The organism is Paenibacillus sp. J31R109 (assembly GCF_059692055.1).
On the sequence record NZ_JCAUAR010000004.1, the window covers coordinates 124,086 to 142,845 of the forward strand.

Genomic DNA, 18,760 nt, shown 5'->3' on the forward strand with positions numbered 1-18,760 from the left:
CCTAACATATTTCCTATCTAATCATTCTTCTAAGCCTATTAATGGTTACCAGCATTACATATAGTCCAATCGCTTGCCTAAACTTAGCGCAAAAATAAAACGTTCTCCAAACAAATGAGCAATAAACTGTCTCAAATTGTTTAAAGGAACGTTTCATACGACTATCATTTAGAATTGTACTTAATCTACTTATTTTTAAAAATGAAGATTCTGAGTTACTTATCGTATTTAAGCCAAGTCCCAACATATTAAGACAAATACGATTATTTAAAGCTTCATAGAATTCACGCGGCAGTTCTTTCTCCTTTATGAAATTCTCCATAAAACCATAAAGCTTAAACCATTTGTTATGTAATTCGGGCTTGTAACCGGATGTTAATGATGTCGTATTCACTCGCCAGTAATGATAAAATGGCTTATTCAGTAGAACAAATACATTAGCATAATAACAGGTATGGATATTAAACAACGAGTCTTCGTTGGTACCCACAACACTAAGATCGACAAATGCCAGGTTATTTTTCTTAATGATTTCAGTTCGATACAATTTGGACCACACAGTTCCCCATGCATCCAAGTACTCTGGATTTGCCATTTCTTCCTTAATGGGTCCTATTAAACGTCTTAATACATTTGAACGAATTTCTTGGTTACGATAGCAGACTTTATCTGGAAGATTAAATTTCTTTTCCTTGGAGTGAGTTCCAAATTCTCGCATGTACGTGCACATTACAATATCAGCTTTTTCTTCTATTGCGGAACGATATAATGCTCCATACATCTCAAAATTAATCCAATCATCTGGATCAACAAAACCAATATACTCCCCTTTTACCAGCTGAATTCCATCATTGCGAGCTGCAGAAACTCCGCCATTTTCCTTATGAATTACTACAATGCGAGGATCTTTGCTAGCATATTGATCGAGAATTGCGCCGCTTGTATCGGTTGAACCATCATTTATCGCTATGACTTCAATTTCCTGTAATGTTTGAGATAATATACTATCTAAACATCTACCTAAGTAACTTTCAACATTATATATAGGCACTACTATACTTACCTTTGGTTTCATCCTTATCCCCCAAAAAGTAATTTGTATATATTCCAACGAGTTCTGTTCCAACCTGATCAATTGAGTATCTTTTTACCCTCTGAACACTCGCAATCCCAAATTCTTGTCGGAGTTTCTCAACCTGATAGAGTTGGATCAACCTTAACGCAAACTGATCACTCTTTTGCCCAGTAATGATATATCCATTTATTCCATTTTTTACAAGCTCTGCATGTCCCCTATTTTCACTAGCTACAATCGGCAAACCGCAAGCCATAGCCTCCATAATATTGACTGGTAAACCCTCACGAAGACTTGAAGCAACAGCCACGTCACATAGTGGTAATAACTTGGAGATATCATTTCTATATCCAAGAAAATCCACCATATTTTCAATACCAAGACGAACTGCAAGATCACGGCAGCTTTGCTTTAGCGGCCCACTTCCAGCCAATAACAGCTTTGCATGGGGTATCTGATCCTTAAGTAAAGCCATTGCGTGAATGAGGAGTTGCTGATTTTTGTTGGCATTAAATTCAGCTGCATAGAACAACAGAAAATCATCTGATGCATAATCAAAACTTTTTCTCAGTTCTTGTTTGTGAAAGTCGGTAATCATTTGAAACTGCTCAGTGTTAACCCCAACGCCATGAACATGCTCAATTCTCTTGGCATTAAACCGACGTTTTACTGCTAAAGCGAAATCTTCCTCATTTATGGTTATGAGACAATCCGTAAAAATCGAAAAAAACTTCTCAATAGGGTAATAAACCAACCAGTTCAGGAGTGGAGCTCCTTTGCAAAAATGGAACCCATGCGCTGTGTATATCACTTTTGTTCCACGCTTCCGCGCACTTCTCGCTGCTAATCGTGTAAGCATTCCCCCCATTGGGGTATGACAATGAATAATATTATAGTCGTTTTTATCTATGATGGATTTAAGTTGACCATACGCTTTCACATTTTGGAAATTAAGAGGCGATCTCTGAATAGGGATATCAAACTTCATATCTACATATGGAAGCTCTATGTTCCCAGTCGCAGCAACATGAACCTCGAAACCCTGATCCTTGAACCATTTCAAGTAAGGGAGGTGAAAAGCCCTAAAGTGATAATCCACCGTGGCACAAAACAGTACTTTTCTAGACATCATGGCATCACCTATTTAATTAATTCTTTTTCCATAAGTTCGGATAGATATTTCAATAGACCGTATCTTAGATCTTTACGTTGCAACGCATATTCGATTGTTGTTTGAATGAAGCCCATTTTCTCCCCAACATCATAGCGGGTACCTTCAAATTCGTACGCATAAACCGATTCAATCCGATTGAGTTGTGCTATCGCATCGGTAAGCTGGATCTCGCCTCCAGCGCCTGGCTGCTGATTATTAAGTATCTCGAAAATCATTGGTGTTAGAATATAGCGCCCCATGATTGCTAAATTGGAGGGAGCTAACTCTTTGAGCGGTTTCTCGACAAGATGATTGACGCTGTGTAGGCGGTTCTCTAATTCAAAGCCATCGACAATCCCGTATCGGGATACCTCTTCGTCAGGTACATGCTTTACGCCAATAATCGACGCGTCGTGGTATTCATATTGTTCCATCAATTGCTGCAAGCAAGGCTTCTTATCCGCTCGAACAATGTCATCCCCCAGCAATACGGCGAATGGCTCATTGCCAATAAATTTACGTGCACACCAGATCGCATGCCCTAAGCCCTTCGGCTCCTTCTGGCGAATATAATGAATATCTACATTAGAAGACTTCTTCACTTCCGATAGCAGCTCGAACTTCTGCTTTTCTAATAAATTTTGCTCAAGCTCGAAGGAATTATCAAAATGATCTTCGATCGCTCTTTTCCCCTTACCCGTCACAATAATAATATCTTCTATGCCCGACTCAATGGCTTCCTCCACAATATATTGAATTGTCGGTTTATCAACAATGGGGAGCATTTCCTTCGGCATTGCTTTCGTTGCAGGTAAGAATCTTGTCCCCAGACCAGCTGCTGGAATAATTGCTTTTCTTACTTTCATAAGTAATTGCTCCTTTTTTTAGCCTACAGATGATAGTTTCTTGGACAGTAGAAGAACATTGCTATTTCCAATATGAAGCAAATGCTCTCTTAGGCTATCTTTATCTAATGTGTTGTAAATGGATATGGTCTCTTTGATTTCATCCATGAATAAATCTGCCGTCTTACCGATATAAATCTTTGGATATACTTGCTGTTCTTCGATTTCATCAGCTTTCAGTAGCTCTTCATAAAGCTTCTCTCCTGGCCTCATTCCGGTAAATTCAATACCGATATCTTCCACAGAGTTACCTGAAAGCTTGATTAGATTTCTAGCTAGATCAACGATTTTCACAGGTTCCCCCATATCAAGAACAAATATTTCTCCACCTCTCGCTAATGCGCCAGCTTGCATAACGAGTCGAGAAGCTTCCGGGATCGTCATAAAGTAACGAATCATATCTGGATGGGTAACCGATACGGGACCACCTTTTTCAATTTGATGCTTGAACCTTGGAATGACACTGCCTCTGCTTCCCAAGACATTGCCGAATCGAACGGCTACGAACTTCGTATTACTGCTTTTATCCATGTCTTGAATAATCATTTCGGCCATTCGTTTCGTCGCCCCCATCACACTCGTTGGATTCACGGCTTTGTCCGTAGAGATCATAACGAAGGTATTAACGTCATAGTTACTTGCTGCAATAGCAACGTTCATTGTGCCGATCACGTTATTCTTAACCGCTTCTTCGGGATTGCGTTCCATCAGCGGGACATGCTTATGAGCTGCTGCATGGTAGACGACATCAGGACGGTGTCGATTCATAACAGCCATCATTTTACGTGCGTCTTGAATATCAGCAATTTCTGTAATGAATTCCGTTTGGTCATATTCAACAATGTCCTTCAATTCCATTTCGATGGAATAAATACTGTTCTCTCCGTGCCCTAGTAAGATGAGCTTGCTAGGCTGGAATTTAGAAACCTGACGGCAGATTTCAGAACCAATGGATCCTCCTGCACCGGTTACCAGTACCACTTTGTGGGTAACAAACTCAGAAATACTGGCAATATCGAGCTCAATCGGCTCCCTACCCAATAAATCTTCAACATGAACATCCATGAATTGATTGACCGAAAGCTTACCTGTTACAAGATCCTCTAACATGGGCAGGGTTTGTGTTTTGGCTGTCGTTTTGGCGCATTCTTGGAAAATGGCATTCAGTTCTTTCCTGCCTAAGGAAGGAATGGCAATAATAATGCTATCAATACCAAGTTCAGCAACGGTCTTCTCAATTTGACTTATACCGCCAATAACCGGGATCCCCATAACATCTAGATTGTGGATACGTACATTGTCATCAATAAATGCCACTGGAAGCAGTTCTGTATCGCTATTTTTTATTAGTTGTCTGGCTACCATCGTACCAGCTGATCCAGCGCCAATGATTAAAGTACGCTTCTTATTCTCCGTCTTCTTAATCAAAGTTCCTCGCAGTAATCTCCAACAGAAGCGAGAGCCGCCGATTAACAATATATGTAGCATCCATGTAACAGCGAGTAACCGAAAGTAAATATCTTGGACAACAAACTGTTGAACGCATGCAGCGGCAATAATAGAAAACGAAACTGCCTTCAGAACAATTAGCAACTCTCCAATACTCGCGTATTCCCATGCTTTTTTATACAGTTTATACCGTAGTGAAAATACATGGTGACTTACTAATAGGGCAATCGCACTTACAACTAATGGCAACGTAATGACCCGTAGATCTGCGCTTAATAAAAATCGACTAAAAAAAATAGAGGTTAGTACAATAAAGGAGTCCGCTATAATTAAAAGTGACAATCGTTGGCTATATGACAGATAAATCCACCCTTTCTTTAAAGTTCTTAAGTATAGGGCCTTTAAAAAAAGACCTTATAATTAAACCCTTTAATCAATAGGGCATCTAACCCCACCTCGCACCACACTCTTGACGACTCGCGTCTAAGGTCCTATAAACCCACAGCATGATCGAGTGCCTCCGTTGATAACGGTAAGGAGGCATTACCGAGAGAGCCGTTCGCCCTCCCCCTCGTTCTTTATAAAGAACGAGGACGTGTATCTCTGCCTTTTACTTTGTATAGAGAACGTTTACTCAATAAATATTCTTTATAAAGAACATTCAAACTAAAAAAAATAAACTGAAAAATGGTTTGATTAAATTACCTTCATTGTAGTTCTTTATAAAGAACGTGTCAATACCAAAATAAACTATTGGCACCTAGTCTTTCATCCTTATCGTATTTAACTAGTATTACATAAACTAATCTATGCGACAAAATAACTAGAAAGAAAGGTGAGATAGTATGATTCATGCAAATCTTGGTGATTTAGATGATATTAATGTAACGACCAAACTACCAGCTCAAAATGATGTTCTAACTTATGACAGTGTTCAATCCAGCTGGGTTCCAAAACAACCCGTTAGCCCGACTACTAGTGCCTCTGCTTCCTATGTGATTGACCTAGCCAAATGGTCGATTAAGAATGATGGAACGAATTCAGCTGCAACGACTAAAGGCATCAATGATTCAATCGCTTGGGCTAAATCCCAAGGCATCACACACTGCATTTTGTCAAGAGGCACCTATGCATTAAAAATGGACAACACCACATTCGCCTGCATTACCATGCAAAGCAATATGCACTTCGAAATGGTTGATGGTTGCATTCTACAATTGGAAACGAATTCCTCACCTTGGTACGAAATTTTTTATTTAAAAGGTGTTAATGATGCTACGATTTCAGGTGGAATGATTGTGGGTGATAAGAAAACACATATTTATCAGTTAGGTATAAAATTTGTTCGTGGTGGCATTAATCCAGATGGTTCATTAAATTCGAATCCAAATTGGATCCGTAGTGAAATCATTGATCGGTACAAAAATCCTGGTTTACTTAAAATGTTCCGATTATGGACGATTACTGGAATAACAAACACGAATTATAGTTTCTTTCAGTACAAAGATACGATTTCTAACTCGACATTGGCTGGTTCGCGTACGAATGGGCAATTTGCACCAGCTGCGCCAACTGGAAGAGGTTGGTTTGCTGATATTGCCAACGCTAACAAAATGATTTTTGCAATCGACATTACTGCATCCCCACTGACGGATGTTCAGATTGGCCAAATTACTGCCAAATTAGATTCTCAGTACTACACACATGAATGGGGTAGTGGGATTTGTCTCTTGGGTGCAAACCACATACGATTAGAAAATATTGATATTAGCAATTGTACTGGTGATGCAATAGCAACCACTTGGCTAGAATATAAAGATAATCCTGCGGATTATAAACAAGAGCAAATGGGATCATTTATATCCATCCTTGACTGCAGTTTGCATCATTGTAGAAGGCAAGGCATTTCAATTATTGGATCAAATGATATCACGATTACTAACAATAAGATCCACCATATTGGTAGAGCAGATGATGGTATAACGGAAGACGGTACAGCTCCTATGTTTGGAATTGACATCGAGTCCATGTGGTCCGAAACAAACATTCCCACATGGAGACCTGAATTAAATCAAGCAGGCTTCGAATTAAATACACGAATTTATATTAATCAAAATTATATATACAACAATAGCCGTGGGCATTTGGTAAATGTAGATGGTATTAATGTCACTTTAGAAAATAATACATTTGAAGGTTATAATGTAGGTGCAATAAGCTCTAATCCCAATAATATGTATGTTAAGTATTTAAATAATACAATGATTAATTGTGAACTTATTGTAAAAGGCGACAATTTTGTTAACGGAGCCATCTGTAACAATGGGAATATCAAAATACTAGATGTTACTGGCGCTGTAATCAACAATTGTAAAATTACCAATGGCCTGTTCTATGGTTCGAGTGTTTACGGATATTGGGGAACACCTACTGTCGATGTGGCAACTGGCACATTTACCTTCGCTGCAGCTCATGGAGCAGGAAACGGGGCGAAGATTACTTTTGAGCAATGGGTTGGGAAAATTCCTTCTGGAATTAGTGTAGATAAGCTTTATTATACAGTCAATATTAAACCAAATAGCTTCCAAGTTTCTGAAACCTTAAATGGAAATCCCGTTAAAATAACTGACGCTGGAATAGCAGGATTTAATGTGAGTAGATTTAATTATGGCAGGTGCTATATCTCCAATATTACGGTTGAAAGGGACTGGCGAGCTGATAATGCACTCACACCTAATTTCCAATTACTTCTCACAGGAGCTGTCCTCCGCAACATTACCGTAAAAAACTATGAAGTCGACCTTAGATCGCCAGCTAACTATGCAGGAAGACCAAATACGATTGACGGGATAACCGTAATTGAAGGTGGAGCTAATTTCGAGTCCACGAACTTAAACAACGGATCCTTCATTCGAGCCAAATCCAGTATACTCGGTGGAGATATTGCTCTCGGTTCTAATGACATTCGTTACACAAGAAAATTATTTATTGATAATTGTTTATTTCAAAATGTAGGTGTTAATTACAATGGAAACGTAATCAATAATCGCAGTACACTAATAAATGCAAGCATTGGTAAAACTGACAGTGCGAACGTAGCGGTTATAACCAATAGTTATTTGGATAATACAAAAATAAACCTACATTGGCTCTCTCGTGAAAAATCAATGACAATAGCTGCTTGTATATTTAGTAATGTCACTACGGATGTCAACGCCAACACCCGTTTAATTAACAATATTACCTTATAATGCAATAACAAAAGGAAGAGCCGCGTGATTCAACGTCACTCTTCCTTTTGTACATTTACCCATGTTACTAATTAGCTAAATCCCTATCGTTTGCTTTCAACTTTAGTATGGCATTCTTTAAGTTGTTGCTTGAAATGTCAAAAGCAGGTGCTCCCGTTCCAACATTTATCGTTGAAATTCCTATTGCTTCCATATTGCTTGTAATAGAGTTGTTCTTTATTCGAACAAATCCGATATCATTTGCCTTTTCTTTCTGCCAATAGTCATTCACTTTAATTATTTCAGTTGAACTTGTTGTAATTCCTTCCGCAATAATTTCATTATTCTCAATAATCACGTTCTGAGCACTATCTACGGACACAGCCGAAGCATTACCCTTTGTATAAATTGTTGAGTTTGTGATGGTGAGGTCCAAATTCTCATTTCCTGCTTGAATTCCGCCATAACCTGTAACTGTGCACTTATTAAAAACGTACTTCCCGGGATTTACAATAGTAGGACCTGCTTTTCCTCCGTCATTAGGACCGCTGAATGAGCAATTATTATAAGTGCCTGGCGGTAAATCTAATCCGTAAGTGGAATTATAACCAATAACAGAGAGGTTATCGAATATATTACCCGGGACATTACCACCTGAAACTGCTCGTAACGCAGGCGCCCCGTTGATCGTAACATTTGTCAAGTGGACAGGATTCTTCCATATCGATAATCCGCCATGAGCTGTTCTTTTAGTTAGATTAATGGTAATATCCGACGCAGTTACCCCAAAAGGTATGGAGCTAGAAATCGAAAAATTTGTATTCGTTGCTGTCATTCCTTTAATTAGAATATTAGGTCCATCGAAATGCGTTAGCGAGTCACTAATTTGATTTCCATTAAAAGTAACGTCATGTGTCGCGTAAATGCTAGTACCTTCAAAATTGTTATTTGTAATCGTAGCCCCTGTAAATGGCTCAGAAACGGCTAGCCCAATAGCTCCAACAGAAGCTAAATGATTATTTTCAAGAATGCCATTATGACCATCGTAGAAGATCACATCATATCTACTATTCTTATAAAACTTATTATTTTTTATCGTAATGTTATCGTTTATGTAACCATTGTCACCTACTCCTCCTTCCACATCTATTCCCGCCATGGGTGCAGTTCCGCCTTTCCCCCCAATATCATGGAAAGTACTATTTTGTACAATAACATTCTTCCCACCACCAATGGTCAATCCTTGTCTACGGTTAAACGCAGATTCAGAATTTTTCACGATGACATCTGAAGATTGTACTCTATTCCATATTTCTAAGTATGTGCCTGGTTGAACAACTCCGCTAAAAACAAGTCGTATCGAGCTACTTCCTTTAGGAATAGGTATGTATTCCCCTTGACTTAGTTGCAATACACGTGAGAGAAATGAATCATCAGCCTTATAAAAGTAGATGTCAAACTTATTAGGTAAACGAATACCGTTATCTATAATTAGAGCATTTGTTAGTTCAAAAGATGGATCTGTTATCTTCAAACTTTGTTTAGTTCTAATTTCCTCCGCGTTCTCCACTACATTCCCTTCCTCATTAATACCGCCTTTCTCAAAAGCAGGTTCATATAGGTCCTTCATATATCCATTTCCCCCAGCTACATAAAGACCATCACCAGTAAAGTTAATTGTCTTAACACGATCTATAATTACATTACTAGCACCCGTGGTTGCAATCCCACAACCTCCTTCATGTGTTCCTCCACTTGAGTAATCATGTGTATCTCTATCACCGCGATAAGTCCCCCCCACTATTCTTACATTTCGGACTCCTACGCCAACTAGCAATGTAGAATAATTCGTATGGGCATTCGTTTCCTTCTGAATAACAGCCTTGTCATCAAGCCAGAAAGTCATGTCGCTTACCATATTAATTCGCCCACGAGAATCCCACGTTCCATCGGTACCTTTAGCAATGAGATACGTTCCCGCGGGTACTTTAAACACAGTAAAGCCCGCTTCACGCGCCCAAATAAGAGCCTTATTTAATCCATCCGTTGTTTCTTGGGCATGTGTATTATCATTGTAAATCTGCCACTGGGACAAATTAAGTTCATATGTCTTCCCCATAGGTACTTCAATAGGGCCTGTTGTCGGAGTATCCGAAGTAGAAGGCGAATCAGTATTAGAACTCGCAGTAACCGTTGGACTTGGACTTGGGCTAGCATTAGCGCTTGTACTCGAACTACTAGACCACGTTGGCAATAAGGACAGCATCAAAACGTAAATAAGTAAAACTAACTTAGACATTACCAAATATCAATCCTCTCATATCTACGGGAATTTCCCTCTACTATCGATTAGTGCTTTTACTCAGTCTCTTCAGCCTGTAAATCTGAAAGCTCGAAAAAATCGACTTCCATTTATACAAAACGATACTTGCAAGAATACATTCTATACCTGTAGCTGCCACATAGATGATGTTCTGCCCATTGCTCAGTTCTGTTATCTCCCAATCTAATACTAAAAGGTTAAGCTTCATAAACAAAATGTGTCCACAGAAGGTAACTATACTAAATAAATTAATGAAGCTATGATACTTCTGGATGATGAGGCTTTTCACTCTCAGTATGCCGTAGAAGACAAGTAAGGTATTCGGAATAATACTCAATGTAATCTTATACTCCATATTCCAGTCGATGTATCGCCATAAAAATAAAAATTCCGCTGTCGAAATAATTAAGGCCGCTCCAACTAATGGCCACACTTTGGCCCGATTGAACTTCTCTTCATAGCGTGCAAGTAAAATCCCCATTACAACAAAAGTGAAACCAAGCCCAAAGTATCTATAGATGAACAACTTCATATAGATCAGAATCGAGCTTCCAGATAGGTAGTCTTCTATAGGATCGATTACGAAAGAACGCAAGCTGCCCGATATCAGCAAACTCATTAGAAAACCGACAATCCCTGCTATGAGAGCGGTGCGTATACCTCTTTTCATAACAAGCCAATACCCGACACTAAGACTGAAAATTAAGGGAGGAATAAACCATAATTGTACGGATGGTCCATTCAAGATGACAGCGGCAGCAAGAATCTTGGCTTGCACCCCCAGATTGCTAATTGTCATCCCGCCGCGAATCAGTTCAGGCGCGATAAATTCAAAAACAAACAGCAAGCAAAAAGGCACATACATCAAGAGAATCCGGCTAACATACCTTCTGATATAGTGCTGTGAGTTGCTCGCATTTGTCCATCCCTTATAAGCTAGGAACCCTGCAACAACATAAAAGCAAGGAACGATCACACCAAGGGGCAGCGAAAGAAATCGCAGTTGATGATCCGGCATTGAGACCATATAACGATTAATCGCTAAATGGGCAAATAAAACGAGCAGGCAACCGACAAGTTTAAAAATTGTAATGCCTGGATAGTATTTACGCATAACGAATCTCCCGATTTAACCCATTCATAACGATTGAACGAATTTCAACTACAGAAATTTTTCCAGTCGGAGATAATGGCAATTCCGGGAGAAAAACAATATGCTCAGGTACTTTAAAAGCGGATATTTGACTTACAAGACTTCTTACTAGTGATTCAGCTGTTAGGCTCGAGCCTTTCCTTGCTACAATGCATGCACAAAGTTTTTCACCGTATAGCACATCTGGAATACCTAATACGAAGGCATCCTCTACATCTTCGTTCCTCAATAATACCCCTTCAATTTCAAGAGGAGAGATTTTTTCCCCACCGCGTGATATCAGTCGATGAATTCTTCCTGTTATTGTCAAATTCCGGTTATTATCTATATACCCTAGATCTCCTGTTCGAAACCAACCGCCTTCATCCATATTGGACGTCTGACTATGAAGCATACCCATCACACGATGGCTACGAACTTCAATTTCACCATGTTCAAGCGCAGATTGATCAATCCCCGTAACAACATCGCGAATTCTTACCTCTACGCCTCGGTCAACTTTCCCTGCAAGACTATAACTGTTCTGCTCGAATTGCTTGTACTCAACGGCACCGCTTAATAAATGAGTACTTCTCAGTAATTTGAAAAGCAGTGACAAGAGTAAATTTCTCTCCCCGCCGGTGAAACAAGTGCCGTTCGCAATTGCACCAGCTTCTGTAGAGCCGTAGGTAACCATAAAAAATAAGAGCTTAAGCTCACTTTTCACCCTATGGAGCAAGGCACTACTGACTGCTGCAGAAGTAAAGGAAATGCCAATTAGAGAGGAGAGGGCAGAATTGTTGCCTTGCGTGACAGAAAGCATACGTTGGACCATATAGGGTGTGCCAATCAATATACGGCAGGATTCCTTTCTAACCATCTCTATGGCAGTCAAAGGATGGTAATAACTAAGCAGTACCATCCTTATATTGCAAACTTTCAAATTTGTGAAAATAACGCCGAATCCTCCTAGGTGGTACAAGGGCAATAGACTGATAACAGAAAAACTTCTAGCTATCACATCTGTCACCTTTTGCAAGATAGGGTTAGCTTTCTTCTTGTTCGTATACTTAGGTGCGGTTGATATGAAGGAAGCTGTTGTACGAATTACCCCTTTAGGTGTTCCGGTCGTACCCGACGTGTATAACAGAATTAACGGATCATGGATAGATGTCAATAAACATGCACGAAGAAGAGCATCATCTCCCAATTGTGCTCCGATTGTGTGCAAGTCTGAATAGTGTCTTATAGGAGACTGAACTTCTATCCCATCCCCTTCCACTATGAAAATATGGGAGGGTAACCAGGCAGGGCGGTTGTCACTATGAACGTACTCATGGAAAATATCGATCAGCATGGAAGCATATTGTTGTTGATGTCCTTCCTTTCCAATGATCATAGCTTTGGGACTCGCTCCCTTTAAAAACTCGCAAATTTCTCCCTTTTTCGAATATGTATTCAAGGGTACGCTTACTGCGCCAATACAAGCGGCTGCATACATAGAAATGATGAGTTCCATTCTTCCTGTCATAAGAAATGCGATGGAATCACCCTTCTGTATCCCTAGATCTAAATACCCTTTTGCAATGATTTGAACTTCATTCCACAGCTTTGACCAAGAATAATGCTGCTCTATTTCTGGAAAACTATATGCAATATCTTTGGCACACGTTTTCGCACGTTTTTGCAATAGAAACGCTATGGTTTCTGGGTTACATGGCATCATTTCCATCACATTTCGGACTCCTTCACCGTTCCCAATTAAGAACACTCAAAGATCAAAAAGATTCTGAACTCCCTTTTGGTGTAACTTTCCTCTGAATGCTATTTAACATCCCTTTCGCGATTCCCAGTAAATACTTATATTCATCACTTCTATGGAACAAGAGAATGTAAATAAGATTAGGAATACACAGACAAAGAATTGCCCTCAGAACTAATGAAACAATGCTCTCCACAACTATCAAATTGGCTATATAAGAAGTGATTAAGCAAGTACCTAATCCTATAGCCGCATAGTAGAAATACCGCACAAAATATCGGAAAATTGACTTGTGAAACACTTTCTTATACACGAAATACGGTGTCGTCCAAAATGGAACAACCATTGCGCTAATCAATGTTCCAATAAATACGCCTGCGATTCCTATGTATTGCACTAGAATAATTGAGAAGACTAAGTTCACTGCAGCCTGACACAGAGGTACAAATCTATCCTCATGGAAGATACCAGCGGTTGTTTTAACCGTACTAATCGAGTTTCTCATTCCTCTTTCATAGAAAGTAACGACTAAAACAATTAGTACAAGTTTATCCATTAGGAATTTGGGACCTATCCAGAGGCTTATAAATGGTTCAATCATGATATATAAAACAATCGCAAGCAGCGAGTACAGCCAGAAATTAAGAAACATAGTCACTCTATATACACGATAGATCTTTTCTTTACTTTCTTTGGCTACGAGATTGCCGATACTGTGGTAAATATTATTAAAAATTTGATTAACAAAGGTTCGACATATGTCGATGAGCATAAAATAATTCGAATATAACCCAACAGCCGCCACACTCACATAGTAAGAAATAATAATATTATCTGTACCGAATATTAAATAGGTCCCCACATTCTGCAAGATGATTGCTTTAATATTCTTAACTAAATTACTCTTTGTTAATTGATCAATCTGTTTCGTTATCTTCTCCTTTAGAAATGGATATAAGCGATCAACAATAATTGATACAATGAAACTATTTATTAACGTGATCACACTGTCAATAATTAAATACACAAGATAGTTTTGAGTTGTATACAAAATAACTATTTTCAAAGAAGTTGAAACAATAGAAGAGATTGAAAACATCCCCGTAACAATATATCCCTTCTGACTTACATTCAGAAAAGAACTCTTGTATTGAAATAAATAAGGTGTAACTGTGTTTATCAGAAACACAAAATAGATCAGATGGATATGAGCTACATTCGTATCTTTCACAAAATAATTTAGAAAAGGCATAATAGCAAGCCCTAACACTAAGACAATCAGTGCAATGACTAGATATGCCTTCTTATACAATTTCATCAGCATGATCATTTTTTCTTTATCATTTTCAGCAACGGGTTTATATAGGTTATAAATAATGCTGGAACCAATACCTGCTTCCGCGAGAGAGAGCATGGCAAGTATATTCGTAAATAATCCATTTACACCTAAATAATCGATGCCCAGTGTTTGAATAAAGATTGTTCTGGAGAAGAAACTTAGGAAAGTAATAATTAACTGATTACCTAGTCCGACTGATATATTAATAATCGAGCTTTTTGTTCTCATAGAACGAAACCTAGTTCATTTGAGAGTTCTTGATACATGCGTTGCTTTTGCTCCGGAGTAATTTTGCCTTTATGTGTGTATGTAGCATCATACTTTTTGCTATTCGTTAACATTTCGTTATTGCTTTTTATATAATCTTCAACCGACTTTACAACTTTTGCAGGGTTACCTACGGCAACACTATCTGCAGGGATTGATTTTGTTACAACACTCCCTGCTCCAATAATTGAGTTCTTCCCAATTGTAACACCAGGCATAATTAACGTCCTTGCACCAATGAAAACATTGTCCTCAATTGTAATACTACCTATTTTGGTGAAGTTAATACTCCTTTTTGTACTAGCGTCATGAGCTAATAGGTAGGTCTGCGGCGCAATGGTTACATTATTTCCAATGTTAATAAGCCAGCAGTGTGAATAATCAATAATAACACCCGGTTGTATCGAACAATTCTGTCCCACTTTCATCCCCATCTTCATGTAGTCTTCTATCCAGATTTCCTCTAAAATATACTTTCTAAGCCTAACTTTTATAAAGGTTACGATGCGTTTAATCATCTCTTCACAACCTTATAACTGTGATTGAAATTCATCATTCGGATACAGAAGCCCTGTGTAAATGGCAAGATATTAAACAATGTCGAATAGACACCTATATCTTTGGTATCTCCTTGAGAGAAATCAACAGCACCATTTCTTCTAGTCACTTTCATAAGATAAGCGGCTGCTCGATTAGCACTGTTTACACATAATTCTGAGATTCCATCGATTTGCGAGGCATTTAACATAAACCAACCTAATGTAGCTGTCGTGGATGAGTCTGGCCGACATTCTCCTCTAGTCACCGTCCAATTCCAATTTCCTTGATCCTGTTGGAATAATACGGCTGCTTCAGCAAATCGTTCAACACTCTCTGTCAGGATGGATTTATATGCATGATCATTGGGCAATTCACCCCATGCATCAATAAGTCCTATGGCATACCACCCAAGACCTCTGCCCCACCCATACAGTCCCAGTGGTAATTTCTCAGCAACCGCATAAGCATGACTTGGGATGTGGTGTCCTTGTAACATACCTTTGTCTTCATAGGTCGTAATCTGCTTCACAGCCAACTCTATGCACTCACTTTTGTGATATCGTAGACCATACGCCACTAAAAAAGGGCAGATGAATCCTATCGTATCCACATAGCGATATTCCTTCATAAAGCTGCGATATTGCACCGTACCGTCCTGGCCGATATGTTCTTGAATCATTTCCCATACAGCATCTAGAGCAGGTTTAAACTTGTCCGTATCAATAAAATCTAACTTCATCACTGCATACGCTAAAATAGCCCCATCAACATATTTAGGTGTGTGTTTCCATTGACCTTGATCATTAAATTTCTGAGCCATGAATTTACTAAGCTGTTGCTTGACATCGCTGTCATCATTTTGTTTCAGATATTCAGACATTCCTAGAAGTAACGCGGCTTCTTGCCAATGTTGAATGGCAGCTTTCGTATAGTTACCCTTCAACATATCAATAAAGACTAACCTGGTATGATCGGTTACCTTTATCTTCGGAGTTGCTTGCAGCCACTTGACACCCATTCGAGTTATTGATTTGTTCCACGTTTGTTGATTGTCATATCTTCCGATATGAATTCTGCTTAACCAATCCTTGAATATCGGTAGGATATCGATGGTAATTATGATTGCAATGAGAACTAATATTGCATAACCGATGAGTTGAAATATCATATAAGTTAACCTCTTTCAATTAATTAAACATCTCATATAGTTTATGAATTTCATCTTCTGTTCCTAAATTTTCAGTCGAGAGATTATGCGTGAATTTCTCCCTAAGAGACGGATTATCTATCAAACTAGCAATTCCTGCAGACAACGATACCGGGTTCATCTCAACAATTAAGCCATTCATTTGATCAATGATTTGATCTTTGGCTGTGTCAAAGTTGGTTACGACAATTGGTTTATTGAGTATTTTGGCTTCGTCAATCGCGATTGATTTCCCCTCGAATCTCGAGGGTTGAACGTAAATATCTGCAGCTTTTATGTAAGGATAAGGATTCTCTTTAATCCCTATAATCTTAAATATGTCTTGCAAACCCTCTTCCTCAATTAAATGTTCTAATTTACCCCGATCTTCACCTTCACCGATAATAAACCATTTCAGAGCATAGCCCGATTGAACAAGTTCCTTACAAGCTTTAATTGCAAGTTCAAAGCCCTTCTGGTGATTTAATCTCCCAACAGATACTAGATTAATTGTAGATCTATCATAGACTGTGTCTTCTAGCGACATCCTACGAATAACAGCAGGTGATACAATATTGTGCATGACATTCACTTTACTTGTATACATAGGAAATCTTCTCTTTAAAATATGTCCACATTCTTCAGATACCGTCACGACATTGTTTAATCTTTTAAAATAAGGTTCGTCCAAATCGGCATCCATACCAAGTTTGTCATAGTCATTGTGTATAAAGCCGATTTTCCGGGTAGCTTTAACATTATCTATACAGAAGTAAATAGGATTTTTCTCTAAGTACCCAACTGCAATATCATATTTCTTATCTATATGATTCAATGATTTCGATATGTATTTCCAAACCCGTTGCTCACATCGAATCTTATTTTTTTCACTTTTATAAATAGTGCCGGCTAAAATTCGATATAGAGCAACATCTAATCTGCCCTTTCTGAAGCACGCCATAATAGCCGTTTTAATTGGCATATCGTAATACTTATATTCTGCTGGTTCTTGTAGAAGTTTTACATGTTGAGGGATTTTACTAAAGAATAATCCTTCATGTTTCAATAGGAATAAATCTACTTCATAGCTGTCGTAATCAATCGTCTCTAATAGGGAAATAAGAGCTTTCTCGGCTCCCCCACAACTTAAATTATTCATGACAAATAGTACCTTCTTTTTCATCTCATCACCCATTTACCAGTTCATATAACTTATCAATCTCTTCTTCTGTCCCTAATTGTAACCTCTCCAGATTAGAGCTTAATTTGTTTCTCAATGTACTACTTTTCATTAATTCTTCAAGGCCATCTGCCACTGCCTTAGCATCCATATCTACGATAAGTCCGTCAATCTGATCATTTATTTGATCCTTGGCAGTGCTGAAATTGGTGACAATAATCGGCTTATTCAAGATCTTAGCTTCATCGATTGCAATAGATTTCCCTTCAAATCTTGATGTTTGTGCATAAATATCCGCCTGCTTAATGTACGGATACGGGTTAGACTTTAAACCCAGCAATTTAAAATTACTTTCCAAACCGTATTCTTCGATTAGTCGGAGCAATCTCCCCTTTTCATCCCCATCTCCAATAACATGCCATCTTATGTTGTAACCGCGATCGACTAATAATCTGCAAGATTCAATTGCCAATTCAAAGTTTTTCTGATGATGTAGGCGACCTATAGATAATATATTAAATTCATTCTCCTGCTTCTCGAATACTTCTACATGTGGTGCAGCCATTTTATGAATAATCGTGGGCGACACAATGTTATAAATCACTTTCACCTTGGCTTTCTGCTCAGGAAACCTGCTTTCTAACACATTTGCACACTCTTCGGATACCGTAACAATTTGGTCTAACTTATTAAAATAAGATTCATCAAATGAAGGATCCATGCCTAATTGATCATAATCAATATGAACCCAGCCAATTTTCTTCGCAGCAGTAGCCACCTTATCAATGCAAATATAGGTTGATGTCTTTTCTAGAAATCCAATTGCAGCATCATATTGCCCTTCTATTTCTTCTAAAGACTTGGAAATATACTTCCAATTATATTGCTCTCGTATGGAAATATTTTTTAAGTTCCGGTTTCTAAAAGTGTACAACATTCTGTTGAATGCTAATTTCCCATTCCACCTCAATAAGAATTTAGAGATAGATTTATGTAGTGGCAAACTAAAAATTTTGTATGATTCCGGTAAGGGTAGAATTCGTACTTCTTTAGGTAAGAACTCCATAAACAACCCATCATGTGACAATAAGAATAAATCTACTTTATACTTACTGAAATCGAGTTTATTAAGTAAGGTAACTAGACTCTTTTCTCCACCACCAGAGCATAAACTAGGCATGATGAATAGCAGCTTTTTCTTCATAATTCACCTCATATC

13 protein-coding genes are annotated in these 18,760 nt (G+C 38.4%); 1 reads left to right on the plus strand and 12 read right to left on the minus strand.

The features are described from left to right. Positions 1-13 precede the first annotated feature (13 nt). From AC58QT_RS13560 to AC58QT_RS13575, 4 genes are read right to left on the minus strand one after another with little or no spacing between them, the layout of a single operon-like run. Positions 14-1,075 (minus strand): glycosyltransferase, encoded by a 1,062-nt coding sequence (locus tag AC58QT_RS13560; protein WP_497409429.1) that lies wholly within the window; start codon positions 1,073-1,075, stop codon positions 14-16. Then, positions 1,038-2,204 carry a glycosyltransferase family 4 protein gene (locus AC58QT_RS13565; RefSeq protein ID WP_497409430.1) on the minus strand — a complete coding sequence of 389 codons (1,167 nt, stop codon included), beginning with the start codon at positions 2,202-2,204 and terminating at the stop codon, positions 1,038-1,040. Before AC58QT_RS13565 ends, AC58QT_RS13560 begins: the two co-directional genes overlap by 38 nt. A gap of 11 nt (positions 2,205-2,215) precedes the next feature. Next, entirely contained in the window at positions 2,216-3,094 is an 879-nt protein-coding gene (gene galU / locus AC58QT_RS13570) for a UTP--glucose-1-phosphate uridylyltransferase GalU (protein ID WP_497409431.1), read from the minus strand. 18 nt (positions 3,095-3,112) lie between these two features. Beyond that, the gene (locus AC58QT_RS13575) at positions 3,113-4,942 is read right to left on the minus strand and encodes a polysaccharide biosynthesis protein (protein WP_497409720.1); all 1,830 of its coding nucleotides are present in this window, start codon (positions 4,940-4,942) and stop codon (positions 3,113-3,115) included. Positions 4,943-5,427: 485 nt separating this feature from the next. Here AC58QT_RS13575 and AC58QT_RS13580 point away from each other — a divergent pair, with 485 nt between their 5' ends. Beyond that, the gene (locus AC58QT_RS13580; protein ID WP_497409432.1) at positions 5,428-7,833 is read left to right on the plus strand and encodes a right-handed parallel beta-helix repeat-containing protein; all 2,406 of its coding nucleotides are present in this window, start codon (positions 5,428-5,430) and stop codon (positions 7,831-7,833) included. Positions 7,834-7,900: 67 nt separating this feature from the next. Here the strand turns inward: AC58QT_RS13580 and AC58QT_RS13585 are convergent, their stop codons facing one another. Genes AC58QT_RS13585 through AC58QT_RS13620 form a run of 8 tightly spaced genes read right to left on the minus strand, consistent with a single transcriptional unit; the run spans position 7,901 to position 18,745 of the window. Continuing rightward, positions 7,901-10,111 (minus strand): right-handed parallel beta-helix repeat-containing protein, encoded by a 2,211-nt coding sequence (locus AC58QT_RS13585; protein WP_497409433.1) that lies wholly within the window; start codon positions 10,109-10,111, stop codon positions 7,901-7,903. 43 nt (positions 10,112-10,154) lie between these two features. Next, entirely contained in the window at positions 10,155-11,249 is a 1,095-nt protein-coding gene (locus AC58QT_RS13590) for an acyltransferase family protein (protein ID WP_497409434.1), read from the minus strand. Further along, positions 11,242-12,999: a class I adenylate-forming enzyme family protein gene (locus AC58QT_RS13595; RefSeq protein ID WP_497409435.1), complete on the minus strand. Its 1,758-nt coding sequence runs from the start codon at positions 12,997-12,999 to the stop codon at positions 11,242-11,244. The genes AC58QT_RS13590 and AC58QT_RS13595 overlap by 8 nt, the downstream gene beginning before the upstream one ends. A 46-nt stretch (positions 13,000-13,045) precedes the next feature. Then, positions 13,046-14,596: a lipopolysaccharide biosynthesis protein gene (locus tag AC58QT_RS13600; RefSeq protein WP_497409436.1), complete on the minus strand. Its 1,551-nt coding sequence runs from the start codon at positions 14,594-14,596 to the stop codon at positions 13,046-13,048. Further along, a complete protein-coding gene (locus tag AC58QT_RS13605) occupies positions 14,593-15,153 on the minus strand; it encodes an acyltransferase (protein ID WP_497409437.1) in 561 nt (186 codons plus the stop codon). Before AC58QT_RS13605 ends, AC58QT_RS13600 begins: the two co-directional genes overlap by 4 nt. Beyond that, positions 15,150-16,343, minus strand: a complete 1,194-nt coding sequence (locus tag AC58QT_RS13610) for a glycoside hydrolase family 88 protein (RefSeq protein WP_497409438.1) — start codon at positions 16,341-16,343, stop codon at positions 15,150-15,152. The genes AC58QT_RS13605 and AC58QT_RS13610 overlap by 4 nt, the downstream gene beginning before the upstream one ends. Positions 16,344-16,362: 19 nt before the next feature. Further along, the gene (locus tag AC58QT_RS13615) at positions 16,363-17,544 is read right to left on the minus strand and encodes a glycosyltransferase (protein ID WP_497409439.1); all 1,182 of its coding nucleotides are present in this window, start codon (positions 17,542-17,544) and stop codon (positions 16,363-16,365) included. A gap of 4 nt (positions 17,545-17,548) precedes the next feature. Next, positions 17,549-18,745 (minus strand): glycosyltransferase, encoded by a 1,197-nt coding sequence (locus AC58QT_RS13620; RefSeq protein ID WP_497409440.1) that lies wholly within the window; start codon positions 18,743-18,745, stop codon positions 17,549-17,551. Between the last annotated feature and the right edge of the window lie 15 nt (positions 18,746-18,760).